At 39.2% G+C, this 26,451-nt stretch carries 25 protein-coding genes; 16 read left to right on the top strand and 9 right to left on the bottom strand.

What is annotated here, in order from left to right; translation table 11 throughout:
* On the bottom strand, nt 1-353 hold a 353-nt coding region (locus tag C7B62_RS16595; protein ID WP_199194233.1), incomplete at its 3' end, for a 2-oxoglutarate and iron-dependent oxygenase domain-containing protein.
* Between the two features lie 111 nt (nt 354-464).
* A complete protein-coding gene (locus tag C7B62_RS16590; RefSeq protein WP_106239096.1) occupies nt 465-1,394 on the bottom strand; it encodes a VOC family protein in 930 nt (309 codons plus the stop codon).
* Between the two features lie 202 nt (nt 1,395-1,596).
* Here C7B62_RS16590 and C7B62_RS26185 point away from each other — a divergent pair, with 202 nt between their 5' ends.
* The 9 genes from C7B62_RS26185 to C7B62_RS16545 all read left to right on the top strand — a co-directional run bounded on the left by C7B62_RS26185 (nt 1,597) and on the right by C7B62_RS16545 (nt 7,331).
* Entirely contained in the window at nt 1,597-1,773 is a 177-nt protein-coding gene (locus tag C7B62_RS26185) for a DUF6679 family protein (protein ID WP_199194232.1), read from the top strand.
* Nucleotides 1,774-2,047: 274 nt separating this feature from the next.
* Complete coding sequence (locus C7B62_RS16580; protein ID WP_106239092.1) at nt 2,048-4,246, top strand: transketolase; 2,199 nt, start codon at nt 2,048-2,050, stop codon at nt 4,244-4,246.
* A 153-nt stretch (nt 4,247-4,399) separates the two neighbouring features.
* Nucleotides 4,400-5,032 (top strand): hypothetical protein, encoded by a 633-nt coding sequence (locus C7B62_RS16575; RefSeq protein ID WP_106239089.1) that lies wholly within the window; start codon nt 4,400-4,402, stop codon nt 5,030-5,032.
* A 231-nt stretch (nt 5,033-5,263) separates the two neighbouring features.
* Nucleotides 5,264-5,491, top strand: coding sequence for a hypothetical protein (locus tag C7B62_RS16570; protein WP_106239085.1), 228 nt, complete (start codon nt 5,264-5,266; stop codon nt 5,489-5,491).
* A 2-nt stretch (nt 5,492-5,493) separates the two neighbouring features.
* Nucleotides 5,494-5,841 carry a type II toxin-antitoxin system PemK/MazF family toxin gene (locus C7B62_RS16565; RefSeq protein ID WP_106239082.1) on the top strand — a complete coding sequence of 116 codons (348 nt, stop codon included), beginning with the start codon at nt 5,494-5,496 and terminating at the stop codon, nt 5,839-5,841.
* Between the two features lie 75 nt (nt 5,842-5,916).
* Nucleotides 5,917-6,141: a hypothetical protein gene (locus C7B62_RS16560; RefSeq protein WP_106239079.1), complete on the top strand. Its 225-nt coding sequence runs from the start codon at nt 5,917-5,919 to the stop codon at nt 6,139-6,141.
* Entirely contained in the window at nt 6,131-6,325 is a 195-nt protein-coding gene (locus C7B62_RS26180; protein WP_199194231.1) for a hypothetical protein, read from the top strand. Before C7B62_RS16560 ends, C7B62_RS26180 begins: the two co-directional genes overlap by 11 nt.
* Complete coding sequence (locus C7B62_RS16550; protein ID WP_106239075.1) at nt 6,309-6,752, top strand: GNAT family N-acetyltransferase; 444 nt, start codon at nt 6,309-6,311, stop codon at nt 6,750-6,752. Before C7B62_RS26180 ends, C7B62_RS16550 begins: the two co-directional genes overlap by 17 nt.
* Nucleotides 6,753-6,998: 246 nt before the next feature.
* The gene (locus tag C7B62_RS16545) at nt 6,999-7,331 is read left to right on the top strand and encodes a multidrug efflux SMR transporter (protein ID WP_199194230.1); all 333 of its coding nucleotides are present in this window, start codon (nt 6,999-7,001) and stop codon (nt 7,329-7,331) included.
* A 240-nt stretch (nt 7,332-7,571) separates the two neighbouring features.
* Here the strand turns inward: C7B62_RS16545 and C7B62_RS16540 are convergent, their stop codons facing one another.
* From C7B62_RS16540 to C7B62_RS16530, 3 genes are all read right to left on the bottom strand, one after another.
* On the bottom strand, nt 7,572-9,890 hold the full coding sequence (locus C7B62_RS16540; RefSeq protein WP_106239071.1) for an FdhF/YdeP family oxidoreductase: 2,319 nt from the start codon (nt 9,888-9,890) through the stop codon (nt 7,572-7,574).
* A 308-nt stretch (nt 9,891-10,198) separates the two neighbouring features.
* Nucleotides 10,199-10,471 carry a TMEM165/GDT1 family protein gene (locus C7B62_RS16535; RefSeq protein WP_106239103.1) on the bottom strand — a complete coding sequence of 91 codons (273 nt, stop codon included), beginning with the start codon at nt 10,469-10,471 and terminating at the stop codon, nt 10,199-10,201.
* A 58-nt stretch (nt 10,472-10,529) separates the two neighbouring features.
* The gene (locus C7B62_RS16530; RefSeq protein WP_106239068.1) at nt 10,530-10,883 is read right to left on the bottom strand and encodes a TMEM165/GDT1 family protein; all 354 of its coding nucleotides are present in this window, start codon (nt 10,881-10,883) and stop codon (nt 10,530-10,532) included.
* Between the two features lie 217 nt (nt 10,884-11,100).
* On the opposite strand from C7B62_RS16530, the gene C7B62_RS16525 reads away from it, so the two are divergent.
* Nucleotides 11,101-12,030: a serine hydrolase gene (locus C7B62_RS16525; protein WP_106239064.1), complete on the top strand. Its 930-nt coding sequence runs from the start codon at nt 11,101-11,103 to the stop codon at nt 12,028-12,030.
* A 231-nt stretch (nt 12,031-12,261) separates the two neighbouring features.
* Here C7B62_RS16525 and C7B62_RS16520 read toward each other — a convergent pair whose 3' ends face one another.
* Entirely contained in the window at nt 12,262-13,911 is a 1,650-nt protein-coding gene (locus tag C7B62_RS16520; protein ID WP_106239060.1) for an NAD(P)H-quinone oxidoreductase subunit 4, read from the bottom strand.
* Nucleotides 13,912-14,277: 366 nt separating this feature from the next.
* On the opposite strand from C7B62_RS16520, the gene C7B62_RS16515 reads away from it, so the two are divergent.
* The 6 genes from C7B62_RS16515 to C7B62_RS16490 all read left to right on the top strand — a co-directional run bounded on the left by C7B62_RS16515 (nt 14,278) and on the right by C7B62_RS16490 (nt 23,647).
* Nucleotides 14,278-14,625 carry an SPFH domain-containing protein gene (locus C7B62_RS16515; RefSeq protein ID WP_106239056.1) on the top strand — a complete coding sequence of 116 codons (348 nt, stop codon included), beginning with the start codon at nt 14,278-14,280 and terminating at the stop codon, nt 14,623-14,625.
* A gap of 220 nt (nt 14,626-14,845) precedes the next feature.
* Nucleotides 14,846-15,835, top strand: coding sequence for a hypothetical protein (locus tag C7B62_RS16510; RefSeq protein WP_146132122.1), 990 nt, complete (start codon nt 14,846-14,848; stop codon nt 15,833-15,835).
* A gap of 37 nt (nt 15,836-15,872) precedes the next feature.
* Nucleotides 15,873-16,448, top strand: coding sequence for a TIGR04376 family protein (locus tag C7B62_RS16505; protein ID WP_106239048.1), 576 nt, complete (start codon nt 15,873-15,875; stop codon nt 16,446-16,448).
* A 48-nt stretch (nt 16,449-16,496) separates the two neighbouring features.
* Nucleotides 16,497-18,095 carry a hypothetical protein gene (locus C7B62_RS16500; protein WP_106239044.1) on the top strand — a complete coding sequence of 533 codons (1,599 nt, stop codon included), beginning with the start codon at nt 16,497-16,499 and terminating at the stop codon, nt 18,093-18,095.
* A gap of 356 nt (nt 18,096-18,451) precedes the next feature.
* Nucleotides 18,452-18,655, top strand: coding sequence for a hypothetical protein (locus C7B62_RS16495; protein ID WP_106239040.1), 204 nt, complete (start codon nt 18,452-18,454; stop codon nt 18,653-18,655).
* Nucleotides 18,656-18,799: 144 nt separating this feature from the next.
* Complete coding sequence (locus C7B62_RS16490) at nt 18,800-23,647, top strand: caspase family protein (RefSeq protein ID WP_106239036.1); 4,848 nt, start codon at nt 18,800-18,802, stop codon at nt 23,645-23,647.
* Nucleotides 23,648-23,884: 237 nt separating this feature from the next.
* Here the strand turns inward: C7B62_RS16490 and C7B62_RS16485 are convergent, their stop codons facing one another.
* The 3 genes from C7B62_RS16485 to C7B62_RS16475 all read right to left on the bottom strand — a co-directional run.
* A complete protein-coding gene (locus C7B62_RS16485) occupies nt 23,885-24,898 on the bottom strand; it encodes a hypothetical protein (protein WP_106239033.1) in 1,014 nt (337 codons plus the stop codon).
* On the bottom strand, nt 24,891-25,883 hold the full coding sequence (locus tag C7B62_RS16480; protein WP_233220006.1) for a hypothetical protein: 993 nt from the start codon (nt 25,881-25,883) through the stop codon (nt 24,891-24,893). The genes C7B62_RS16485 and C7B62_RS16480 overlap by 8 nt, the downstream gene beginning before the upstream one ends.
* The coding region (locus C7B62_RS16475; protein WP_146132121.1) for a protein kinase at nt 25,874-26,451 on the bottom strand (578 nt) is incomplete at its 5' end. The genes C7B62_RS16480 and C7B62_RS16475, both read right to left, overlap by 10 nt.

The following is a 26,451-nucleotide window of genomic DNA, read 5'->3' as shown; positions in this document are numbered from 1 at the left end:
GTTAATTCTGTTTCGGCTAGTTCTTGTCCCACATGATAAAATTCTTTGAGATCACCAACAGATCTATCTTTGGCGTGTTCTTTTCCTTTGGCGGTGTAGCCTCTTTGTCCCCCAATACCTGATATTTCGTAGTTTAGTTTGGTTGATTCGGGGAGGGCGAAAAACTGTTTAACTGCATGGTAAAGATTTTCAGACATGGCATCAGTTAAACCATGATTTTTTACAGCAACAAAACCTATATTTTCAAAAGCATTACCCAAGGTTTGCACAAAATTTTGCTTAACCAAAGAATTATCTGAAGCAAAATCATGGAGATCTACAGTTGGGATTTCCTGAAAGAGAATCTTACTCATTAATCACACTGTTGCTAGTTTGAGATCATATATAGCAGAGGAATAATTATCTGTGCTAGAAGATTGCTAATTTTTAAGTGAGGGCAAAAACTAGCTCGCCCTCTTGGTAATTTATTCTGCTACCAAATGCAAAACATGACCATCTAAATCTTTAATGGATAAAGCCTGACTAAATCCCAGTTCATTACTCGACATTTTGACTATGCCAGGGGAAATAAATTGACAGGGCGCAGAGCGTAATTCCTGTTCGAGACTGGCTAAATCGTTTACAGAGATTACGGTTTGATAGTGCCAAAGATCGCAAGCTCGACTATCTACAGGCATGTTTTTGCCATCGGTGGGAGCAATGTATTCTAATAATTCAAAACCAATCCCCTCACTGCCTTTTAAACTATTAACATGAATTCTTGAGCCAAAAACACAGGTTACGTGTTCAAATTCGCTCCCGTAGTTTTCCACCTCTGCCGCTAATTCTAGCTTAAGGCGATCGCGATACAGCCCAAAACTAGCTTGAGCATCTTTTACCCCCACTGCACTATGGTCAATGCCCAAGAACAATTGATCAGTTTCTTTTAGCCATTTGGGATCTCCTTTGTCTGGCGGAAAAGTAATGAGTTCAAGATTATGTCCATCAGGATCTTTAAAGTAAAATGCTTCTACTCCCGCCGATTTTAAATTCTCTGGTAGTGTTTGAGGACTAGTGGAAGTATGTTTGACGTTATATTGGCGCAGATGCTGATAAGCCTTGTCCATATCTTTAACAGCGATCGCAATATGTTGAAACCAGCGATCATTACTACGGGAATCAACAGGTATTGGTCGTCCTTGGGGGGTCAGGTATTCCATGAGGACAATCATCTCTGATCCAAGCTGCATCTGAACAACCCGCATCCTCAACCCAAAAATTCCTTGTAACTTAGACCAATCATCCCCCGCAACTTCTAGATCCTTGATTTTTTGAAACGAAAGGACTTCTGTATAAAACTTAATTGACTGCTCCATGTTGGCAACAGTCATGCCGACGTATTGAATATTTGACATGTAGGCTTAAATTACTTTTCTACGATCTCTATGATCTTAATTTAACAAGGTGACAAGCGATCTATCATCAAACAGATTATATTAGGTCATCTCTCTTGGGTTAGATAAATTTTGTATTTATTAGATCGTGCCAAGGAAAAAAATATCTCTTATAGTGGATGCAATATTTTATACATCTATACGCTCAATTTAATTTCTAACCATGGAAACTAAACTACAGGAACTTATTGGACAGCCGAATGTTTGGCTATATATCAAAAGCAGCAATGGTTGGGTCAAAAATGTGGAAATAGTTGAAGTAGATTCAGATACGGTAACCTTTCGCTATCAACATGAGTCGGCAGAGGAGGTGAAAGTCTGGGAAAAAACCACCAGATGAGACAATATTTTGGAAATTGATCTGCGTGTGGTTGCCGTACCTAAATGTGATCGAAAAATGCTGGATGTAAGAAACAAATTGAGTCGCTTGCTAGAGCAAGAGTAGCCAATCCCAGTCAAGAGATCTATATCAAGCTAGTTGCTGCAACGATTGATAAATAACTATGTGTGGCATTGATAAATAATAGTTTTGAGCGAGATTTTTTTTTCTTGAGCTACCCCAAAACTGTAAGATTTATTTAAAACTTGCAGTTCCCTCAAAGAAGGATAGATTTATGACTGTTGCCACAAACATTCCCGCTTTTTGTCAAGGGATTCAATATTTCAAAGATAGCTTGCCAAATTTTGAGCAATATAGTTCTCCTGCCATTAAGAAAGGAGAAACGGCGATCGCCTCCCCCACAGATTCCGCAGCGGTTTACCAAACCATGCTGGCTGCTGATGCCCTGCGTTATTTAACTCTGCAAGTCACTGCTAGTAAGCAGTCGGGGCATCCTGGAGGATTTGCCTCTATTGCCGAGGCGATCGCTTCTTTGGTCATGCTGGGTCACAAAAATATCATTACGGAAGTGGGACACCATGCCCCAGGCTTTTATAGCAACGTCTTTCTCGATACTTCTCTAGAGGCGATGGGAATCAATAATGTGCAGCAAATGGGCGATCGCTTTCGAGAAACTCATGGCTTATTAGGGCATCTTTCAGGACAAATCCCCGGCTTGTTGAATCCCGCAGGGCCTTTAGGACAAGGGCAACACTTTGCGATGGCAGGGGCAAAACTGCATCCAGGGGTATTATTTCCTGTAACTATTGGCGATGGTGGCTTAGGCGAACCTTATATCATGAGTAGCTTTGGTCATTTTAATACTGCGTTTCCCCAAGTAACTAACTTTTTACCAATTTTGGTCTGGAATGGCTATTCCCAAGAACATCACAGCATGGTTTCCACTAAAACCAACGAGCAGATGATTAACTATTGGGCAGGTAACGGCTTTACTGAGGTTATTCTGGTCAATGCAAAAGATTACGACGATAGCAATCAAGTCAGCGACTATGTAGACAGCACTCTGTTTTCTCAAGCAGGGAGAATGGCATTTACGCAAGCGGTATTAGAAGGGACAGATAAGGCAGCTAAATCAGCCCTTGATGGTAAACTGACCGTCTTGATTGTGAAGCAGCTAAAAGGGGCAGGAGTGCATAAGCGAGGCGCACAGTCGCACAATCTTTATCCTGGTGACAGCTTGGAAAAAGACTATATTGTGGCAGCCTTAAAAGAAAGAGCCTTAACTCCCGAAGCTTGGCAACTTGTCCGAGATAATTATGTCCGCTCAAATGGTGGTGCTGCGGTTAACACAGTTGTGACTGAGCATGAGTACTCAATTGGCGATTTAGGTAAGATTCCTCTGCAAGAATATTCCGTTGGTGGAGAAAAGCAAGTAGCAACCACGGCGATGGGTGAAATTGTTGCCTATGTCGGACAGCAAGATCGAGACTTTTTGGTGGCAAATGCTGATGGTAATGCTGCATCTGGGATTAAAAACATTAATACAGCTTTGAAAATCATCCATCCAACCAAAGATGAAACCTATTCCCAACAGCCTCAAGGACAGGTATATGAGCCTCTCAGCGAAGATGCTTGTGCAGGATTAGCAGCAGCCCAGGCTTTATTTGGGGCGCGTACTTTGTGGTGTTCCTATGAATCTTTTGTGATTAACGGATTACCTATTTGGCAAACCGTCACCCAAGCAATGGCAGAATTACGACGTTCTACACCCTCAACTATAACTTTGTTTACCGCAGGAGCATTAGAACAAGGGCGCAACGGCTGGACACATCAACGTCCTGAAGTAGAGAATTATTTTGCGGGGATGATGCGTAACGGCAATATCTTTCCTCTCTTTCCCTGTGATGCGAACAGTATCCAAGCTTGTTATGAATGGGCATTAGGCACAAGAAATAAAGGCATTCCTATTACCGCCAGCAAATCGCCTCTAGAAATTCGCACTACCCTCGAACAAACCCGTGAAGGATTAGCTAAAGGTGGCATAGTGTTACAAGAGACTCCTGGAACTAAAACAGTAGTTTTTGCCGTAATTGGCGACATGACTCTAATCCCTGTCTTTGCTGCCACCGAACAGTTAAAAGCTCAAGGTATTGGCTCAAAAATTGTCTCAATAATTAACCCCCGTCGTTTATATCGCTCAACTGATGTCGCTTGGGATAGTTGCAGTCGTGAACAAGATGGTGATTTTCTCAGTGATGCCGAATTTTCCAACCTGTTTGATGGCGATGCTTTATTAGGAGTTACTGGTGGTTCTAGCGCCATGTTAGAACCTGTGATGTTGCGGAGTAATAGCAAGCGGGATGTTTTTGCTTGGAAGCGTGGCGAAACTACGGCTAGTGCTGGTCAGATTATGGAGTTTAATGGTATTACTGCGGATAATTTTATTAAACGAGCAATGGAATTAATTGGCTAGGTTTTTATCTTAGAAAGGTGGGCGAGCGATCGCCCTTCAATTATTTTTGGGATCTCAGAAAAAATGCGATCCTAATTTTATAGAAAAAAATTTAACAATGAAATATGTTATCAAGTAATAGATTTATTATTTAAAATTGATTGGCTTAAAAGCTTGGTAGACAATAAGGATATTTTAACTATCCTAGCTAACGCTGACTACAATCAGGTTAGTATCTGGCAGTTAATCAACAATAATATCGGCGAAACAACTACTAAGACAATTAACAATTGTTTGATTGATAGTACTAAAGATCGACTGTCGATCAATCCTCAAGATGATCAGTTAATTGAGTTATTAAATCAATTCCCAAAAATAGATTTAATCAAGACTCATATTCATGTCGATAAAATGATCAGTCATGACGTGATAGTGGCACTAGATGGTGTTTATACCACGGGAGAAAATCAAGAAACCAAAGCAGGTATGATCAAGGTTAATTACGGTATAGGTAAAGTTTTAATCGTAAGTGGCGATAAAGCGCGGTTAATTGGTTGTCTAACTACTATTGTTAATAACAATGGGAACTGTTTCACTCCGATTAATGACGATCTAGATCGAGAATTAAGTAGCGATCGTTTTAGTAACTTAAAACGCAATGTTTATATGGTTGCCAAAAAAACGGCGATCGCACAATGGGACTACAATGTCAGAGCTATGCTTCAAATTAAGAAGCTAAAAAAAGCAATCATGGCACGTAATTCCCGTAGCGATTTTTATCAACTAATGAAAAAATTAGATAAATAACAATGATAATCTCATTAGACAATATATCTAAGCTATCAACATTGGTTACAGGTAGAAAAATTAAAAGTAAATAACACTTTAAGCAATCGCCTTAACCTTCCAGGTTGTGTAATTTAAAGTTATTAAATAGAAATGCAATCAAAAGACTACCAAAGCGATCGCTCTTTGAAATATATTTCGGATAAAATAAAGATTAATCAATATTTAACATTACATAAACTTGAGTAAACCATGAAGGAAAAAAAGCAATTACTCAAAGAGATAGAACAAGCTCCTGATTATCTGATCAAAGAAGTACTAAATTTTTTGCTATTGACTAAAAACAAAAGTAAAAAGCAAGATAATCAAGCTAGCCTAGAAAAGCAATTACAAGCTATGGCTGAAGATCCAGAAATTCAAATAGAAATAACAAATATAAATCAAGAGTTTTTAATAACTGAAATGGATGGCTTAAATTAAATATGACCATCAAAAGAGGAGAAATTTATTTTGTTAATCTTAATCCAGTTAAGGGAAGAGAACAAGCAGGAAAAAGACCTATTTTAGTCTTGTCAATAGATGAAATTAATAAATTACCTCTGGTTGTTACAGTGGTAGTGGGAACAAAAGGAACAAACATCAGTAGAGACTATCCAACAAATGTCAGAGTATCAGCTACAGAAAGTGGGCTACCGTTAGAAACAGTTTTTCTTGGTTTTCAAATTCGTTCTTTAGATTCAACTAGATTTGATTCCAAACCAGCAGGTCATTTAACTGAAGATAAAATGACTGAAGTAGAAACTGCGGTGCGTTACTGTCTAGGTCTTTGAAGCTTAGTAGCACCCACATTCTTATACAATTAGTTATCCTAGAAGTAAGGCTAAGAATGCTCAAGGTAGGTAACAATGGAAGTTTTAAAACTCACAACTGAAATTGATGAAACAGGACAGCTAAATATTAAGCTGCCAACCAATTTAGAAGCTGGAGAAGTAGAGCTAGTGGTGATTATCAATCCTGCCCCCGAAGAAGAAAAAACACACAATAACTATGATTTTTCCGATTTAGCAGGAAAACTTAGTTGGCAGGGAGACGCAGTAGCAACACAGCGAAAATTAAGAGATGAATGGTAATCGTTACTTATTAGATACCAATGCGATTATTGAACTATTAAAAGGCGATTCTAGCCTAATTAAATTACTTCAAGATACTCATTTATACAATTCCATTTGTGGTAATGCTATGGATGATTTAGCAAAAGGCGAGCTCTATTCTCGCTTTTTTGTATCTGTGTTTTTAGATGGAAAAGGCGGGTGATCGCTCGCCCTACGATTGCTGGAAAATTATGATTCGACATGGAAAAATAGAAGACTTAGAGCAAATTGAAATCTTTGACGAGTTCGGAGGTAATAGAGAAAGCGAAATTTTAAGAAAGAGCTTGAGAGTATATATTGTTAATAACAAAGTCTCAGGATATATCTCAATTATAGAAAAAAGCTGTTTGTGTAATCATACGCTAATTTCATACCTTTGCGTTCATTCTGAGTATCGCTATAGAGGTATTGCTTCTTTATTACTGTCAAAAGTTGAGCAAATTTATACAAACCAAAAGGTATTTGTATCTACAGAGAGTAATAATTTGGCTATGTTAAGCTTAATTAAAAAAAGAAAATATACACCATCAGGTTCTTTATCTGGTCTTAACAGTGATGGCTCTGATGAACTTTACTTTTATAAGAATTGAAAGTTGTGCATTTCATAAATTTATTAGACTTGTCCGAAAAATAAATTCATTAGCGATCGCTTTTGCAGCTTTTTTAAGCTGGGCAAAAAATCACAAGATTTAGTTAAATGACATGACTATAAAACTATCTAAAGTAAAAAAACCGCTGTAATTGAATTTCTTGGGTTTTTAGATGTAAAAGTTGGGTGATTGCCTTTAAGTCGATTTACAATAAGATAATTAACTTATTAGCTCAGGTGGCAAATAATGAAAATCATGAGCTATAAAAACGAATTATTTTTGTTTTTAGCAATTATTTCTGAAATCTTGGCTACCACGTGTCTAAAAATGACCAATGGATCTTTAAAATCTATTTATTTAATAGGGGTTGTTGTAGGTTATGTTTTAGCTTTTGGCTTTTTAAGTATAGCGATTAAAACCATAGATATTAGTATCGCTTATGCTATTTGGTCTGGATTGGGAATAATTGGAATTACTATTATCGGTATATTATTATTTAACGAAAGTATTAGTTTATTTAAAATAATTTTTATTGGTGCAATTCTTATTGGTGTAATTGGTTTAAATTTATTAGAGTGAGCGCTTTTGTAGGTTGGGCAAAAAATCACAAGAGTAGATTAACGTTCCAGCAATTAACTTATAGCAATCCTATTCTCAAAACTAGCCAAAATAATCAAAGCACTGAAATAGTTATGTATCGACAATCTAGATCAACGAAGTCTGTAGTTAATGCGCAAGAATTGCTATACATTTGGTGGGCATAGTTAAAGTATCACTATTTAAAAACACATTTGTTCTTGATGCTCACTCTACGACTTGCTAAATTTGTCGATTTGTCTCGACCGTTAATGCACGAGATTTGCTAGAAGTTGTATAGACAAATACTGGCACTCGTTTAAAAGCTGGAGTTCCACAACGAGATTCTTTGGGAGCATCGAAAATTACATTAACTTCTGGATAGAACATCAAAGCAGATCCAGGACGAACTGCACCATAAATAATCTCAATATTGTCTAGTTCACTGGCGTTTCCTCTAACAATTACCCGCTGATGTTCTTGTAAACTAGCACTTTCTGCATCAGTACGATTCATCAAGATGCAGTGGCGATGAGGCATACGACGATATTTATCCTCAGTCTTATAAACTACGGTATTGTGTTGAGAATAACTACGTCCTGTCATTAGTGCTAGGACTACACCATGACTATAGTGGTCAATCCCAAAGTCAACTGCTTGAGGCAGTGTCAGACAAGGCAATGGGGTAACAAACATCATGGCTTTGCCTGATGGTGTGGGAAAATGGGGGTGGTCAAAAATTCGTCCACTAATGGTAAATTCTTCTTTCGTTTCATCAATGTTTGCCATTTTCTCAAAGCCTGGAATAGTTTGAGAGATTAGCTGACGCACATACTTAGTATCTTGAAGTTGTCGCCAATTGACAGGGTATTCACCATGAAGACGATGGGCAAGTTCAGTCAAAAAATCTACCTCAGCAATCAAATCGGCATTTTTTAGATGGGTTTGACCTTGATCGTTAAGACGCACAAAATTATTGCCTGACTCTACAGTGGTTTGATGAGGATTCTCGAAACGATTGAGGACAGGAATAATAATGGTTTGTTGTCCTGCTAAACCATGAAAATGACCGAGATTGGGCTTAGTTGCTAGATAGATAATCGTTTTAATTTTACCTAAAGCTCTCTTAACTTTATTTGAGTTGGGATTAGCTGCATATAAGTTACCACCGACACAAATAAGCGTGTCTACTTTTCCAGCATCTGCTGCTTCGATTAAAGCTTGTGTATCATATCCTGCTACTCGACTGAGAGAGCGACCTAAAAGTTTTTCCAAAGATTGTTGAATTTCTGTTTTGAGTCTGACTGTAACTCCCATAGAGCCAAAACCTTGAACGTTAGAATGTCCCCGTACCGGCATTAATCCAGTTCCTAACCGACCGACATTTCCAGTCATCAGAGCAGTATTAGCGATACTGTTAACATTATCTACACCATTTTGTTGTTGCGTAATTCCCATCGCCCAAGCAAAGACAACTTTAGGAGATGAAGCAATGATTTGAGCTACGGTTTCAATTTCTGCTTGAGAAACCCCACAAGTTTCTGTAATTGTTGCCCAGGTAGTAGAATTGGCATGAGATATTACTTCTGACCAATTTTCGGTGTATGCTTGCAAAAATTCTTGCTTAATTTGATTTTGTTCGATTAGAGATTTTTGTATACCCACAAACAGAGCAACATCACTACCAGGAATCGGCTGAAGATAGATAGAAGCAATCTCTGAACCAGTAAGCAAAGATTTAACGGGAAAAGCAGGAGAAGCAAATTTAACTAAGCCAATTTCTTGAACTGGGTTAATTACAATAACTTTGCCACCTCGTTCGCGCAGCTTAATCAACTCATTCATTAGACGAGGATGATTATAAGCAGCATTAGAACCAGCTAAGACAACACAATCCGTCTCTTTTAAGCTTTTTAGGCTGACTATAGATGTACCAGTGCCAAAGGTTTGTTTGAGTGCAAAAGTTGAAGGAGCATGACAGAGATCGGAACAATCAGCAAGATTATTAGAACCCAAGGTTCGCATCATCAATTGTAGGAGAAAAGCTGCTTCATTGGAAGAACGACCTGAACTATAAGAAGCTATTCGTTCTGGATCAGTCTTAAAAGCAGTTGATGCAAGGCGATAAATTTGTTCCCAATTAATCTTTTGATAGTGAGTATTTTCTGAGGATAAAATTACGGGAAAACTCCATCTACCTAATTTATCTGCTTCTAAAGAGGTAAGTTTTTGTAAATCTTCTACGCTTTGGCGTTCAAAAAACTGAGGTGGAATTGGCGGTTGAATTTCGGCTGAAATTGACTCGACACTCTTCATACAGCGCTGAAGCTTTTCGCCTTCTTCGTTGGTGAATCCTCCTTTTTGTCCTCCAGTTCCCCAGGAACATGATAAACAAGCACTTTTATGTAATAGAGTTTGCCAAAGTTTTAAACCTTCGGGAGATACTGTATGTTCAGCCCAATATTTGATAACTGGTAAGCCTCCTCCCATTTCTGATGTGTTTTCGTTCTGGGAATTAATGGGTGGAGTTGCTTGAATATGCTGTTGGTTGTTCTCATTCATGCTGCTTACCTCTTCATTAATGTTAATTAAATTAATTTTAAGACGACCTAGAGAAGCTGCTCAATTTACGCTTTACTAACTCATGATTGTAATGAACCAGATCGCCAATACCCAGACCGTTTTTTTGATTAGAGACATTTTAGAGACATTAAAGTAATCGGCAATACCGTATTGCAGTCGGAGATAGATCGGATAGTTAAAAACTCTCAACTTAAATTTAGTTCCAAGTTAGTTCACAGGTTTCAAACTTTTTGCCTGGGTACTTTATTTATTTTATGCTCACGTCCACTAGGTTAACTGTGCACTGTTCATTGCTCTGACCACAAAATTCTCAACGCCATAGTGGCAAAACCGATCGCTGCCAAAGATTTTAATAATTTTTCGGGCAAAAACTGCGCCACAGTACCACCCGCTAAAACGCCTAGAAGACTAGCCAAGATCAAAGCAACTGTCGAACCAATAAATACGGCACGAGGATTATTAGAACTGCCTCCTAAAGCGATCGCGGCAAGCTGACTCTTATCACCAATTTCTGCCAAAAATACGGTAATGAAGCTGATGCCAATTAATTGCCAGTCTATGTCAGTTATCATCAGATATTTTTTTACTAGCTTTTTACTAATGAAATTTAAAGTTAAATCAAAGGTTAATTATGTCGCTAATCAGCCAGGCGGTAATAAAAAGTAGCACAATAGCGACGGATAAATCTAATGTCTCAGGTGCTAATTTTTTTGATAGCCAGTAACCGATAGAAACTCCAATTAGACTAGTAGCAATTAAAGCCAATGCCGAACCAATAAATACAATCCAGGGTGCTTGAGATTCTGCGCTCATTAGAAGAGTAACTAACTGCGTTTTATCTCCCATCTCAGCCAGAAAGATCGTAATAAATGTCGAGGTAAAAACCAACCAAAAATTCCTTGGCTGTTTTGTTTGAACATTAACAGGTACTTGAGAAATTGGTTTTAGGGATTCGCGATCGCCTGTTTTCATTATTTATGTGATTCTTTTGAAACTAAGGCTTTCTAGCCTAAAGAGATAATTAGTTAATTCCCTGCTATTGTCGCAAAATCTGTCGAGATCTCCAAGAGCAATCATATAAGTTACCGACGCGATAAACTAAACCACAGTACCAATGAAACAATAATTTCATTGTTCATTGTTCACTGCTCACTGCTCACTGTTCACTGTTCACTGTTCACTGATTTTTATGCCTTTTTTCCGTCAAGACGAGGGACTAGCCGAAATTGCCCAGCAAATCCTCCAAACCACCAGCGAAAAGTTTCCTACCCTGACAAGAGATAAAATTGCTCTAACTTGGATTGTGTATGAAGAACCTGTGATTGTGAATACAGGAGGAGCTTTATCTGCTGCTGAGTTTTGGCAATATCAGGTCAAAGGATTTAGCTACCGAGGAGTGGAAAGGATTTATCCCGCCAGCATCGTCAAGCTATTTTACTTAGTGGCAATCCAAGAATGGCTACAGGGAGGAATGATTGCAGAATCTTTAGAACTCAACCGCGCGATTCGTGATGCTATTATCGCCTCCAGCAATGATGCTACGAGTCTGCTAGTAGATGTCTTAACAGGTACGACGAGTGGGCCAGAATTGCCCGCTAATCCCTTTGCAACTTGGCAAAAGCAGCGTAATATTATCAATCGTTATTTTGCCTCTTTAGACTGGTCAGAATTAGAAAGTATCAATGTTAATCAAAAAACCTGGTGTGATGGTGCTTATGGTAGAGAAAGAGCATTTTTAGGGGAACTGATGGAAAACCGTAATATGTTAACTACAGATGCAGTTGCTAGACTACTACACAGTATTATTGGTGGTGTCGCCGTATCTTCAGAGCGATCGCAAAAGATGATGCAGTTACTTAAGCGCAGTCTTAACCCAGCAGAATTTGTAGATAGCGACGGCGAGAATCAAATTACAGGATTTATTGGCGAAGCTTTACCCCGTGATGCTAAAATCTGGTCTAAAGCTGGTTGGACGACTCAAGTTCGCCATGATGCTGCTTATATTGAAGTACCTGGAGTTTCGCCTTACCTTTTGATCATATTTACTGAGGGGGGCGACAATGCTCAAAACAAATCAATCATACCCTTTATTTCTCGGCACATTTTAGCGGGGCAATAATATCTAGAAAACAGATATCGCATTTTCCCTCAATAACTTTAATGTTGAATATGCAGACCGTAATCAATCGCGATCGCACTAAAATTTAGTAGAATGTCAGTAATTAGTAATTACTAATCATTAGCGATCGCTCCATTAAAGCATTAAAAACAAGTAAGAGACTGACAATAGCTACAAATTGAGCAAATCAGTCTCTTGGGAAATCGGTCTTAAATTTTAAATAATTGATAGTTACTTTGTCACCTCACCGATTACTGGTGCTTGAGCTAAGGTCATGTGCTTTTGTTGGGCAATAATTACTTGAGATTGGCTAACTTCGGCATTAATCGCTACTGTTTTTACATCATATATTTGAGTAAAGAGCTTAGGATAAAGTCCTATACCAACAATCATGACTAAGAAACAAGCTGCAATAAAGATTTCTCTAGAGTTAGCATCATCAAAAGGAGCTTCTCCAGGTAAGACACAGCTATTACCAAAACATACGGCAGGTTCGTTGGTTGGCTTTTTCATTTTGGCTTGGTCAATGTCACAGGCTAGAGCTTCATTAGAGTTGAAGAAAACTAGTCTCAGCATAGACAACAAATAAATAGGAGTCATAATGATTCCTACCGCAGCCAAGAAGATCGTTACTGTAGAAAAGGTTGGGCTGTAAACATCGTTAGTAGCCATGCCCACAAAGATAGCAATTTCGCTAGCAAAGCCACTCATTCCTGGAAGCGCTAGAGAAGCCATGGCAGCAGCAGTAAATAAAGCAAAAGCTTTGGGCATTACTAACGCTATACCATCCATACGATCCATGAATAAAGTGTGGGTGCGGTCATAGGTAACTCCTGTTAAGAAGAATAATACCGAGGCAATTAAGCCATGAGACAGCATCTGTAGCATCGCGCCACTCGTACCAATATCTGTAAAAGAGGCAATTCCAATCAGCACAAATCCCATGTGGGACACTGAGGAATATGCTAAACGGCGTTTCATGTTGGTTTGAGCAAAGGAACTAAAGCCACCATAAACAATATTGATTACTCCTAAAGTTACTAATAAAGGAGCAAAATAAACGTGAGCGTCGGTCAGCAGTTCCATATTAAAGCGAATTAACCCGTAACCACCCATTTTAAGCAATACACCCGCTAAAATCATTGATACTGGCGCGGAAGCTTCGCCGTGAGCATCGGGCAGCCATGTATGCAAAGGAAAAATAGCTAATTTAACACCGAAGGCAATTAGTAATCCTGCATATAGAGGTACTTCTAAAGCCAAGGGATAATCTTTTAAAGCTAAAGCAGCAATATCAAAGGTTAAGTTGTCGCCGTAGAAAGCCATTCCTAAGCCCGCTACCAGGATAAAGATCGAGGCTGCTGCGGTATAGAGTAAAAACTTAGTTGCTGCGTAACGACGCTTAGAACCACCCCAAATGGAAACAAGTAAATAGACAGGAACTAACTCAAGCTCCCACATGACGAAGAATAGCAACATATCCTGTGCGACGAATACTCCAATCTGCGCCGAATATAGTACCAGCATGAGGAAGTAGAACAGGCGAGGCTTGCGATCTACTTGCCAAGCGGATAACATTGCTAGAGTTGTGACAAATCCTGCTAATAAGACTAAAGGAGCAGAGATACCATCAACCGAGACTGACCAGCTAACCCCAAGTTGAGGAATCCAGCTATAGCTTTCGACTAGTTGGAATTGCGCGCTACTGGAATCGTAGTTAGTCCAGAAGGCATATCCCATTAAGATGAAGTCAATAATACCAACACTGAGAGCATACCAACGTACGGTTTTACCATCTTTATCAGGAATCAGAGGAATTGCTAGAGCAGCAATTAGAGGTAAAAAGACAATCGCGGTAAGCCAGGGAAATTGAGCTACCATGTGTAAGTTTTGTTGTATAGTTTTTTGTTTCTTAACAAAAGTATATTATATTAACCTTTGTTAAGAACATTATATTTTTAAATTAGCGAGATTTAAGCTAAACTTCACACAAGCTTCACACAAATACTCCAGGATTCCAGATTTTGCCTGGTTTTTGGGTAGTAGAGATAACTTTTGGTTACTTCAACTAGTTATTAACTGCACAACGCAAGTAACGCCCATCTCTTTTATGCTTTTCTCCTAAATATTTGTTTCCAAGTTATCCTAGTCGATCAATAGATACTTTATACAGACTTTACTGAGTTGCTGAATCAATCTAAGACCATTTAAAGCTTATCAAGCTTGAATATATTTATTTATGGCAGTATGAAAAATAACCTTAATAACTTTAAAATCTCTTTCCCTTTAGGATTAACAACTTATTTAATTGGTGGTGCTGTTTTATTGTTAGGGTTAACCATTTTTAAACCATTTACTATTATCAATGCAGGCGATCGCGGAGTGGTGATGCGCTTTGGCAAAGTTCAAGATAATGTTTTGGATGAAGGCATTCACCCGATTATACCGATAGTTAATACCGTAGAACATCTGACCGTTAGAGTGCAAAAAAGCGATATTATTGCTCAAGCCTCTTCTAAGGATCTACAGGATGTCAAAACTGATGTTACTATCAACTGGCATATCAATATTATTACAACAACAAGCGATCGATAAATGGGATGGTAAATTTCCTACTGTTATGGGGGGAGAGACTCTACCGTTAATCAATCTCAGTCCCGAACAACTGGCAAATTGATCCGTCTGCCGTCTGCCTTTGTTCAGTATTTACACTGTCAACAAATTAAAGCCATCGATTAGCCTCTGAGGAAACACTATGGTAGAAACAAGACAATGGGCTTATGTTAGATAGGTCAATTTAGTCGCTAAATACCCGATGCTGAGGGATATAAGTCGTTGCCAGGTGATTCAAAAATTTTCTTTTATTGAAAGTTTAAGCTTATCTCGCTCTAGAAATCATCATTTTCAAGCAAATTTAGGGCAGTTTAATACCAATCAAACTCATAGTTTTCAGCAACAGAGAAGATCTAACGATCATCAATTAACAACCAAAACTTCAAAACAACCTTCCGCCATTGTCACCACCTCTAATAGAGCAACTACGATTGACAGTAATTGGTATCAAGCAACAACCGACTATAACTTAAGTCTGGCAGAAATAATTCGTGTCACCACGGACAATTATGTAGAGCCAAATTTAAGATCGAGTTTAAACTCATCTACTCGAAGTAGTTACTTAGGAAAAATACTGTTTTCCCTTGCCTGTAGCTATTGTCTATTAGTCGCCTGGTGGCTGTTGAGGCATCAGGGAATACTAACTGCGATCGCAGGTGGTAAAAATGTTGTACTGTCTAAATCTGATGTTCAATTTATTGATTACATGGAGCGATCGCTCGACCAGATAGATCGTAAAATTGCCACCCACAAAAAAACTAATGAGCAGGTAGTATATGTTCCCTTATATACCCCTGCACCGACAATGCCTCAAGTGGCTAGCAATAATGTACCTTTGGCTTTACCCAATAGCAGCATCCCCGATCTGCCTCCTCCTGCTGAACCTTTAGCAATTCCTGAACCACCTCCTTTACCTGAACCCACTCCTATCAATAATAATGTTGCTAATTCAGCACAGAGTAATCCAGTAGCGATCGCGAGTAAACCCAAGATTAGTCATACTTTAATGGGAGTTTTGCAATTAGGAGGCGATCGCTCAGCAGCACTAATTAAAGTTCAAGGTCAAACCAGGCGAGTTTGGGCGGGAGAAGAAATTAACGACGGTTGGATTTTAGAATCGATCGCCAACCAGCAAGCTAATATTAGCTATCAAGGTGAGGTTCGTTCCATTTCTGTAGGCGAAACGTTTTAAAATATGAGATGAAGCCAAGTATTTTGAGAATTATAAGATGGGTTTATTTGATGACATCAATCAGTTTTTGGAAGAGCGACTAGATGAATTTTTACAAAATAATCCTCATCTTGAACTACAGGCACTAGAAGAGCAATTACGGGAACAAGAACAAGATACAACTAAGCTAATTTCTCGACTCCAGCTAGAAGAAAAAAGTCTACAGGATCAGATTCTGGCGATCGCCAATGATATTCAAACCTGGCACGGTAGAATTGATAAGGCGGAGAAAGCTAATCGACAAGATTTGGCGAGTGCAGCCAGAGAGCGAGAAGCTGAATTACTCAGGCAAGGGAATCAAATTTGGGGACAGATGCAGGGGGTAAAGCAACGCATCACCCAAGCCAAAGAATTGCTGTTGCAGGTCAAACAAAAGCGTCAAGAAGTTAAGCAGTCTACTTCGGCTCAAGCTAACTTTACTAGCACGATTAACTCCTCTAGTGATACGATTGGCTGGGATCGTGGTGCTAATTCACCTCAATATCACCGTAGTGCCGACCCTTTAGAAGCTGAGTTTCAAAAATGGGAAGTAGATGAAGAATTGGAGCAGATTAAAAAGAACATTAATCAGTAGATAACCTCAGTTTGACCTTGATGATTTAAGTATTTCATCTAGATATATATGACTCCCAGAGACTTATTTGCTCGCGAAGCCTTGGCACAAATTCCCAAGATCCTGACTCTGTTGGATCGTAATCCCCACAGCCCGACTTATGGTTGTTTTGATCGCACCTTCTGGCAATATAAAGTCATCGATTTCCCTGCGGGGATGTCTCAGGAGTTTGTTTATCCGCTGGCGTTGGCTTATGGTTGCGATCTGCCAGGGAATATTTATTATCAACAACCCATGCTTAAAGAGTGGGTTAAAGCAGGGATTGAATACGCCTATTTCAGCAGTCATAGTAATGGATCTTGTGATGATTATTTCCCCTATGAAAGAGCAGCAGGTGCAGCAGCCTTTTCTTTACTAGCCTGTTTAGAAAGTACAACTTTATTAGGTTTAGAGCATTCGCCAGAAGTGTTAGATTTCTTCCGCAGACGGGCAGACTGGTTAGCAGAACATCAAGAAAGCGGACGGTTAACTAATCATCAGGCTCTGATTGTGCTGTGTTTGGAGTTAGTGGGTAGGTTGTTACAAACAGATCGTTGGTCAGTTAGTAAACAAGAGCGTTTAGAACAGGTATATGCTTGGCAAAATCCTGAAGGTTGGTTTATTGAGTATGAAGGTTGCGATCCTGGCTACCATACCCTGACTATTTCTTGTTTAGCGCGATTAGATCAATTACAGCCAAATGAGAGGTTAAAACGGGCGATCGCCTCTGCCGTTAAGTTAGCAGCGGAGTTTGTCCATCCTGATGGTTCTTATGGCGGGGAATATACTAGTCGCAACACCTATAACTTTTTCCCCCATGGTTTTGAATTGGTCGGACAATGGCTACCAGAGGCTTTAAATATTAACGATCGCTTTTTACAGGGATTAGCTGCTGGGCTAGGCTCTTGTTATGCCGACGATCGCATTATTGGACACCACACCTGGAATTATCTGCTGGCTTGGCGCGATTTTATACCCGCTCGTCCACCCCTACAGCCTCGTACTCAAGGAAGGGTGTATCTGAAGCAAGGGGGGATTTTAATTGATCGTCGAGGGCAAACAGAATTATATTTAGCGCTTAATAAAGGGGGTGTATTCAAACTGTTTCGTGATCATAAGTTAGTCGCTTCTGATACACAGTTTTCTGTACTGGTGCAGGATGGCAATAAACGCAAAAATGCAGTGGGACATCTGGTTGATAATTATCAAATTCAGCTAGAGTCAGATCAGATTGCGATCGCGGGAAATCTTGGTTGGGCAAAGCAGAAACAGATGAACCCTCTTAATCTCATTATTCTACGGTTAGTGATGTTATCTCTTGGGCGCTTTTTCCCTAATTTAATTCGTCGTAGCTTACAAAAAATTCTGATTACAGGTAAGCAAACTACACCGTTTAAATTTTCCCGTCGTCTAGCTTGGCATCATGGATATTGGCACATTGAAGACTGCTTGACTGCTGAATCCTGGGATAATGTTCTTGCTGTCGATCTAGGTTGCGATCGCACTTCCATTTATGTAGTAATGAGTCGTACTTTTCAACCAGGGCAACTTCAACCTGCTTGGGATTTAAGCGCGCAATTGGCAAATTTAGACCCTGGAGAGTCGCTTAATTTAACTAGAGATCTTTAAATTCCTCTTGAGATACTTTGTTAAAATTATTAAAAAAATATTAAATATATATTGTTTACGTATTTTCACTATTTTAGATATTTTCAATTCTGATTAAGATAATTTCTATCCTATAAAACAGTTTATTTAATCAAGAAAAGTATCAGTTTAAACGGAATCGCCAATCTATTAAAATTATGATGATTAATGTCATTGACTGAGCAATGATTAATTTAGTTGTCAAAGTTATTTTAGTAGTTAATAAAAACAACTCGATCACAGTATTTAGCTAAAATTCACTCAAAGTAGTTAGATAATTTAGATTCTTATCTAGCAAAAATAAATTAAACCGTTCACCTTTTTTTCTTAAATAAATCATGATTTCTCTGCCTTTGGAATCCGAGTTGCAAGTTGTTCGCCTCAAAATGTATCTTGAACGAAATCCGCAAGAAGCAATTGAGTTAGCACTACAACATTATGAAGATTTTCTCGCTTTGGCGGTCAAGTATAAAAAGCTTCAATCTAAGTTAGAAGATATTGAATCATGTATGCTGGATTTCAGCGAAAGCTATGGATTTTAGTTCTTAGTCAGAGTTATCAAAACCTCTGTCTCAACCAAGAAATTGATTTTATACAGCTACTTAAGCTAAAAACTATTGCATAAATACGTCACCTTAAACCTATGGAGATATACTGAACATTTAAAATAACTTGTTAAACCAGCGATGTGTCCTCGCGCTAAAAGTCTTAAAGCAAAACCCGATTTACAACCCGCTAAACTCTGGATTTTGCTGGTGGGAGTTAATGAGTATCAGGATCGCCAGAACTTATCTTCACTACAATATTCTGCTTTAGACTGTCAGGGTTTGGGAGAAGCGTTAAAAGAAGCAACCGCTAGTTTGACGAACAAAGAAGTTATTATTCATCACGATTTTGTGAGGCAGTATCCTCGCTTAATCGAAGTTCAACAAAGTATCCAACACATTGTTAAATCTGCTGGGAAAGATGACACGATTCTGTTTTACTTTTCAGGACACGGTATCTTAGAAACAGAGACTCAGCAGGTTGTTTTATGTCTAGCTGATACCAACACTCAAGATCTATTAATTACAGGTTTACCATTAAACAACTTACTCAAACAGTTAAGCAACTGTGCTGCTAGTCAACAGCTTGTGTGGTTAGATGCTTGTCATAGTGGTGGGATGACTTTGAGAGGGACAGCATCTTCAAATGATCCCAGTTGCCAATTAGTAGAAACATTACGTCATCAAGCAGCAGAAAGCCAGGGTTTTTATGCTTTATTATCCTGCGATCAAACTCAACAGTCTTGGGAGTTTCCCGAATTAGGACATGGAGTGTTTACTTATTATTTAATGCGGGGTTTGCAGGGAGAAGCTGCGGATGCTCAAGGGATAATTGAAGCCGACGCTTTATATCAATATGTTTATTATCAAACATTGCGCTATATCGATAAAACTAACCAGCAGATCCGCTTGATTAATCAGCAAAAAAGCAGTCGCGGAGAGAGCAAACTTCAGTTAGAGTTCCCCTTACAAACTCCCAAGCGGATTGTCGAAGGGTTTGGTAGGGTGATTTTAGGCAAACAGTCATTGAGTAAGTTAAATGTTAATCCTAGACAGGCTTTAGTAGTTGATGGCGGATCTAAAACCAATAGTACAACCCTAGCTTTGAGTCAGGTTTTGCAGAATGCGGGAGATTTCTACCTCAGATATTTTCCCCAAACCAATGAACCTTGGTCGCAGGTAAAAAGTGCGATCGCAACTTGTCTGAATGTGCAGAACGAAACAAAAACCGAAATTAGTACTGCTTTACTCTATATCAGAGGAGAAGTTGAAACAAACGAATCAGGGGAATCTTGGTTGATTTTGCAGGATGGGATGAGCTTATCGCGTTTTTGGTTGAGAAAAGTGTTGCAAAGTTCTCATGCCACCCAGCAAATTGTGATTTTAGACTGTCCTGGAACAGATTGTCTAGCAGAGTGGGTCGAGGATTTACGCTTGGAAACAGATCGCGGACAGTGTTTGATTGCTGCCAATGCTAGCTTAGATGACTCTCAGCAGTTTGCCAATCTTGTCTTGAAAACTTGGCAAAGTGCCGATTCGACAGCAGGATTACCTATTGCAGCCTGGATTAGTCAGCTACAGGTTGCTTTAGCAGGAACAGGGATTACACCTCAAATTTGGTTATCGGGTACTCAAGGAGTAATCGAATTATTGCCAGCTAAACATGGATCTAATAGTAAACAGTCAGTATTAGATTTGGGAATTTGTCCCTATATGGGATTGAAGGCTTTTAATGAAGCCAGTAGCGAATATTTTTATGGTCGAGAAACCTTAGTTCAAAAATTGGTTAACCAGATTAGCCACAAGACAAGTATTGCGGTGGTAGGCGCTTCGGGAAGCGGTAAATCCTCGGCAGTGCAAGCGGGATTAATGGCAGAACTGAGACAGGGTAAGCAAATTCCTGGGAGCGATCGCTGGTGGTTGGGTTGTTTTCGTCCTGGAAGTAAGCCAATACAGGCTTTAGCGCGGTTATTATCCGACCCTCAACGGCAATCTCCAACGCAGCAACAGCTTCAAATTGAAGGGTTACTCTATCAGGGAGTAGAAGGGTTTGTCCAGTGGTTACGAACTCGCACTGAAGTCATGGTGTTATTGGTTATCGATCAGTTTGAAGAATTATTTACTCTCGCCAGTGAGAGTGAACGTCAAGAATTTATTGCCTTAATCTTAGGTGCGCTGAAACATGCAGGCGATCGCTTTAAACTGGTTTTAACTATTAGAGCCGATTTTGTGGCTGCTTGTCTTGAAAATCCAGAATTAGCCCAAATATTACAGAAAAACAGTATCTTAGTGCCACCATATCTCAGCGAAGCTGATTATCGTCATGCTGTGATTAAACCCGCACAACAGGTGGGCTTACAGGTAGAGTCTGGTTTAGTAGAGGTGTTGTTACAAGATTTGGATCGTTCCTCTGTAGATTTACCTTTGTTACAGTTTGTCTTACAGGAGCTATGGTCAAAAAGAGAGAATAGTCAATTAACCCTCAAAGCCTATCAAGAGTTACAAGGAGTAAAAGGTGCTTTAGAAAGACAGGCGCAGGCAATATACGATCATCTCGATCTCCCATCTCAAGACTGTGCGCGCTGGATTTTTCTTAACCTCACCCAGTTGGGAGAAGGCACAGAAGATACTCGTCGGCGCATGACTAAATCTGATTTAATCGTTGCTAAATATCCCGCAGATTTAGTTAATCAAACCCTACGTACTTTAACTGATGCTAACCTGCTAGTTATGAATCTGGATAATGGTAATAATATTGGACAAAGCCGTAGCGCAGACAATCCTCCAGAAGATGATGAGTTATTTTTGGCAGCTATGCGTCAAGAGGCAACGGTAGAAATTGTCCACGAAATTCTGATTCGTCACTGGTCTAGTTTACGCTGGTGGTTAGAAGAAAATCGCTCAAGATTGCGATCGCAGCGTCAGATCGAACAAGCAGCAGGATTATGGTTGCAGAAGAATCAGCAAGATGATTTTTTACTTAAGGGTGTTCGTTTAGCTGAAGCCGAAGAGATTTATATTCAATATACTGATGAGTTATCCGATCATGCTAAAGAGTATGTTGCTGCCTGTATTGATGCCAGATTAGCAGAACAAAGAGAAACCAAAAAACGCTTGCGTAAAGCACAATTAACCGCTGCTGCGTTAGGCATTTTAGGCTTGGCTGCTACTGTCTTTGGAGTGAGTACATATCGCCAGAAAATAATCACACAAGTTGAAAATATTGATAGTTTAACTGCCGTTGCCGAAGCACAATTATTATCTAATCAGCAGTTAGAATCTTTAACCACCAGTGTCAAAGCAGCTAGACAGCTTGAACAAATTAATGGCTTGGGTAAAGTTTTAGTTAGTCAAGAAGATTGGCAAGAAACTAAGTATAAAACTACCGCTACTTTGCAACAGTCTATTTACGGTACTCAAGAATTAAATCGACTCGAAAATCATCGTCAGCAGGTAAATAGTATTAGCCTCAGTGATGACGGAGAAATATATGCTACCGCAAGTGATGATGGAATTATAAAAGTTTGGCAGCAAAACGGAACTTTACTACAAACTCTAACTAAAAAACAAGCACAAAAAAATCTTGCTTTAAATTTCAAGGGTAGCGAACAAACAATTAATAATCCAATTTATCTTCCTCAACAAGCTTCAATATCAACTGTAAACAATACTTATTCAATAGCGGATGATAATGACACTATAGTCCAACTTAGAGTTAAAAATAATCATAAATTGATTAGCTCATATGCTCATCCAGAATCAGTTAATCATTTTGTTCTGAGTAAAGATCAAAAGTTATTAGCTACTACAACTATTGATGGGAAAATTTATATTTGGAGCAAATCAGGTATTTTGCAACAGACTTTGATAGGACATAATGGAGAAATATTAGATCTTAAGTTTATTCCCAATAATAACCAGAGTAATTCTGATACTTCTAATAATTCCTATAAATTAATTTCTACTGGCCTAGATAAAACTGTAAAAATTTGGCAAGTCTTTAATCGCTATGATCATCAAGCTGAAGAGATCAATAGCCTTGCCATTTCACCAAATAATCCTCATACTTTTGCTGCTGCTACTGGAGCTAGTCAAATTGAAATTTGGCAGAATAATTATGATCGTACACAAAAGCTGATTCGCACTTTTTCAGGACATACAGAATCTATTTCACAAATTACATATAGTCCTGATGGAAAGATAATTGCTTCTGCCAGTTGGGATCAAACAATTAAACTTTGGAATACTCATACAGGTGAATTAATTAAAACCCTAAAAACTTATCAAGATGGTATTAATACTATTGCTTTTGCTCCTGATGGTCAGACTTTGATCTCTGGTAGCGAAGATAAAACTATCAAGCTCTGGAATACAGCAGGTAGACCAAAATTAATTAAAACTTTAACTGGACACACTGATAGCGTGAAAGTCGTTATAGTTAGTCCTAATAATAAATTAATAGCTTCTGCTGGTTATGATAATACAATTAAACTTTGGACTATAAAAGGTGAATTATTACAGACTATTAAAGCTCATAATCTGGCAATAACTTCCTTAATATTTACCTCTAATAGTAATTTTCTAGCCTCTGGAAGTTGGGACAATACAGTTAAAATTTGGGCAATTAAAAATGCAGCTAAAAACAGCAATTTATTACATACTTTCACAGGACATCAAGATGGTGTAACTACAGTTAGTTTTAACTCTGATGGCACAGTATTAGCGACTGGAAGTGGCGATCGCACAATCAAACTTTGGAACGCCAAAACAGGAGAGTTAATCAAAACTTTGCGAGGACATACTAGTCAGATTAACAGCTTGGCGTTTAGTAGTGATGACCAGTCGATTATTAGTGGGGAATCACAACAGGGTTTATTCTGGTGGAATTTAGACTTAGATGATTTATTAAATCGAGGATGCGATCGCCTGGCTGATTATCTCGCTACCAATCCTAATGTGTCGCCAAAAGATCAAAAACTTTGTCGTTAAAATTCATGCCAATTCTCCAAAATAACGAGAGACTTGGGACAGGTAGAGCTTAAAACTTACCTAACCTGAGTTCGGGTTAAGCAGATTAATTGGTGGAGATAGCTGTAAGCTAATAGCTGTAAGCTAATAGCTTTTGAGATAGTTTGGATGCAACTCTACTATGAAAGAAGAACGGAAAATAGTATTTTTTAAATACCTTCAAAATAAGGATTTGAGCTAATCCCGAACTCAGGTTACCTAAAACCAATCCTGTTCATTACTAGAATCTGACTTCTTGATTTTAAAGCCAAATTCAGGCTCGTTTGCTGCGCGATCTAACTCCTGTAGTTCGGTTTCACTAGTATGATTCCAATCTGATAGGTTGTTAATTAATTCTTGACTGGCGATCGCAGAGCGTGGACGAAGTCCATTCGCCATTTTAGCAGCCTGCTGGAGAGTAAGATCGATATCTTCTTTGGCGCGATCGGCAATTTTCTGAGAAAGTGATGTATTGGGAGAATCATCAGTATTATTACCACTATCTGAATCTAAAGCGTGATCTTTGCCCTGAGTCACCACCTTCTCTAATATTTGAAACTGCTCTGTTTGAGTCGTAGATTGATTGAGAAAAGGACTATGGTTTAAAGCCTTGCCTTGAATGTTTAAACAAGCAGCGATTGGCGCTGAAGATTGAGCCGCTGCTTGCCATAATAAACTGTTTTGTGGGGTTGAATTGGGCCACAGGTATATTTGATCGGGATGCTGGGAATTTAGGTTTAACTGAGGAAATTCTGGTGCTTCAGGAGCGATCGCCAAGTTATCGAAGTTAACGGGGCAATACTGACTAAGGGAGGGATGTTTGCTATTTAGGTCATAATTTTTCACCAGCCAAACTTGCTCAATTTCTTGATAGAGAATTTTGAAGTGATCTAAGCAGTTGTCAGCATAAAGAGGCAAATTTTGGCTGGGCAGATTTTCTGTTAGCTGGGCGACATAGCCAACAAATACGTATAGTGGTCTACCTTGATCATCCTTAACAGTATTACCAATTAAATCTTTGACCATGCAGGTAACCCCCACAACACAGTGATGATCATCTTTAAATATCGCCCAACGGGGTGCATGAGCCAAGTTGCGCGCTTGTTGAGTAGTAGCGACGATATGCTGTGATGCCCAATTTAGATCTTGTTGGGTAAAGTCTTGGGGTACAGTTATAAAGCGGAAATCTAAATGATAGGTGCGTCCATAAACAATTGCCGCCCATTTAGACATCTGCTGTCACCTCGCTACCATTAAAGTAGAGAGAAGCCTGCTGTAATTCTTGGGAAAGCAATTTCATGTTTTCTTCCACCGCGATCATTTTAGCTTTAGTCGTTTCTAGTTGTACTGTTTGCTCCTTAAGTTGATTAGCTCTAATAATTTGCAATAGGGGGTTTTTTTGCCTGGCTAAATCTATTTCTAGAGTTTGACGATCGCGATCGCTTTTGAGCCTTAAACCATAGGCTCGTAGCTGGGAATAAACGGCAAAAACCACGGGCAGATGTACATTCACTGGCACAATATTGGCGTTATCAGGATCGTTGCCTAGATCTCGCCCCAAACTGACAGGACAGATCATCACTAGCCAGCCAGAATTGGGAGTAAATAAGGCTTGAAACAGCTTTTTGACATCAGCAATAATTTCTTCCCGTTCTCGATGGTGGCAGAGGTCGTATTTAGTAATTACGATCGCTACAGGAAAAGGTTGCTGGGGATTTGGCTGCTTATTATTACTAACGTATTGCTGAACAAATTGGTTCATGCGATCGCTTTTGATTTGCCGCACGGTATTGGGGGTAAGCTCGCTGGTTAGGTATTCCCCTGAAATACAAAGGAATAAGCAGGCAGATTCTTGTAGATATAATACTAGATCGGCAACATCTTGTTCGGTCGAGCGATCGCTCAAAGCTAAACCACGATAATCCAGCCACTGAAACCCCATCAATGGACGAAAGCCATAGCTAAAGTCAAGACCATAGTACTCCATCGCTGCTGCATTGGGCGTTGGCCAGCGATCTTCTCCCTTTAAGGAAATCAGTTTTTCCCACCTTTGGGTCAACTCAAGATCTGTATCCATGTCTTTAGCTGCTAGAGTAAATCCTCGAATTCCCGTTTGCATTACGGCATACATCCCCAGTAAATAACTAGTTTTGCCTGCACCAGTAGTGCCTAGCATGGTAATTTTGATTTCGTCGAGCTGCATATTATTTAAAACCATTCAGTTTGCTGGGAATTGGGAGGACGTTTAGGAGGATTAGCTTGACCAAAAACGCCCCAAATATCTTGAGCCGAGTCATAAAAGTTCGGGGATTTAGTCCTATAGGTCAATCGACCCTCATCCCGACGCAGCAGTGCCAAAAATTCTCCTACTGACTGTATTCTTTGGGTTACATCCATTGCCATTGCTTTAGCGATCGCCTCACTGACATGTAGACTAACATGAGGGGCAATTTCTTTGACCGACTTCAACTCTACTCCTGCTGCTCTCTCAATAGCCGATACGGGGGCTTCTCCTGTCAATAAATGATATAAAGTTGAGCCTAATGCATAAATATCGGTAAATGCTCCATATTTTAACGCTCGTCCATATTGTTCAAGTGGGGCATAACCAGGAGTCAACATGGTTGTATATCTAACAGTAGAAGTGGTGGTAAAATCTCGCGCTGCACCAAAATCAATTAAAACTACCCGACCATCATCCACTAACATGATATTATCTGGCTTAATATCTCGATGGAGAAACTGAGCTTGATGCAGGATTTCTAGCGCCTCTCCCACCTTAGCAA

This window comes from Pleurocapsa sp. CCALA 161, from assembly GCF_003003995.1.
Lineage (GTDB): Bacteria > Cyanobacteriota > Cyanobacteriia > Cyanobacteriales > Xenococcaceae > Waterburya.
Note: the sequence above shows the minus strand (reverse complement) of the source record. Positions and strands in the feature narration are given on the sequence as shown.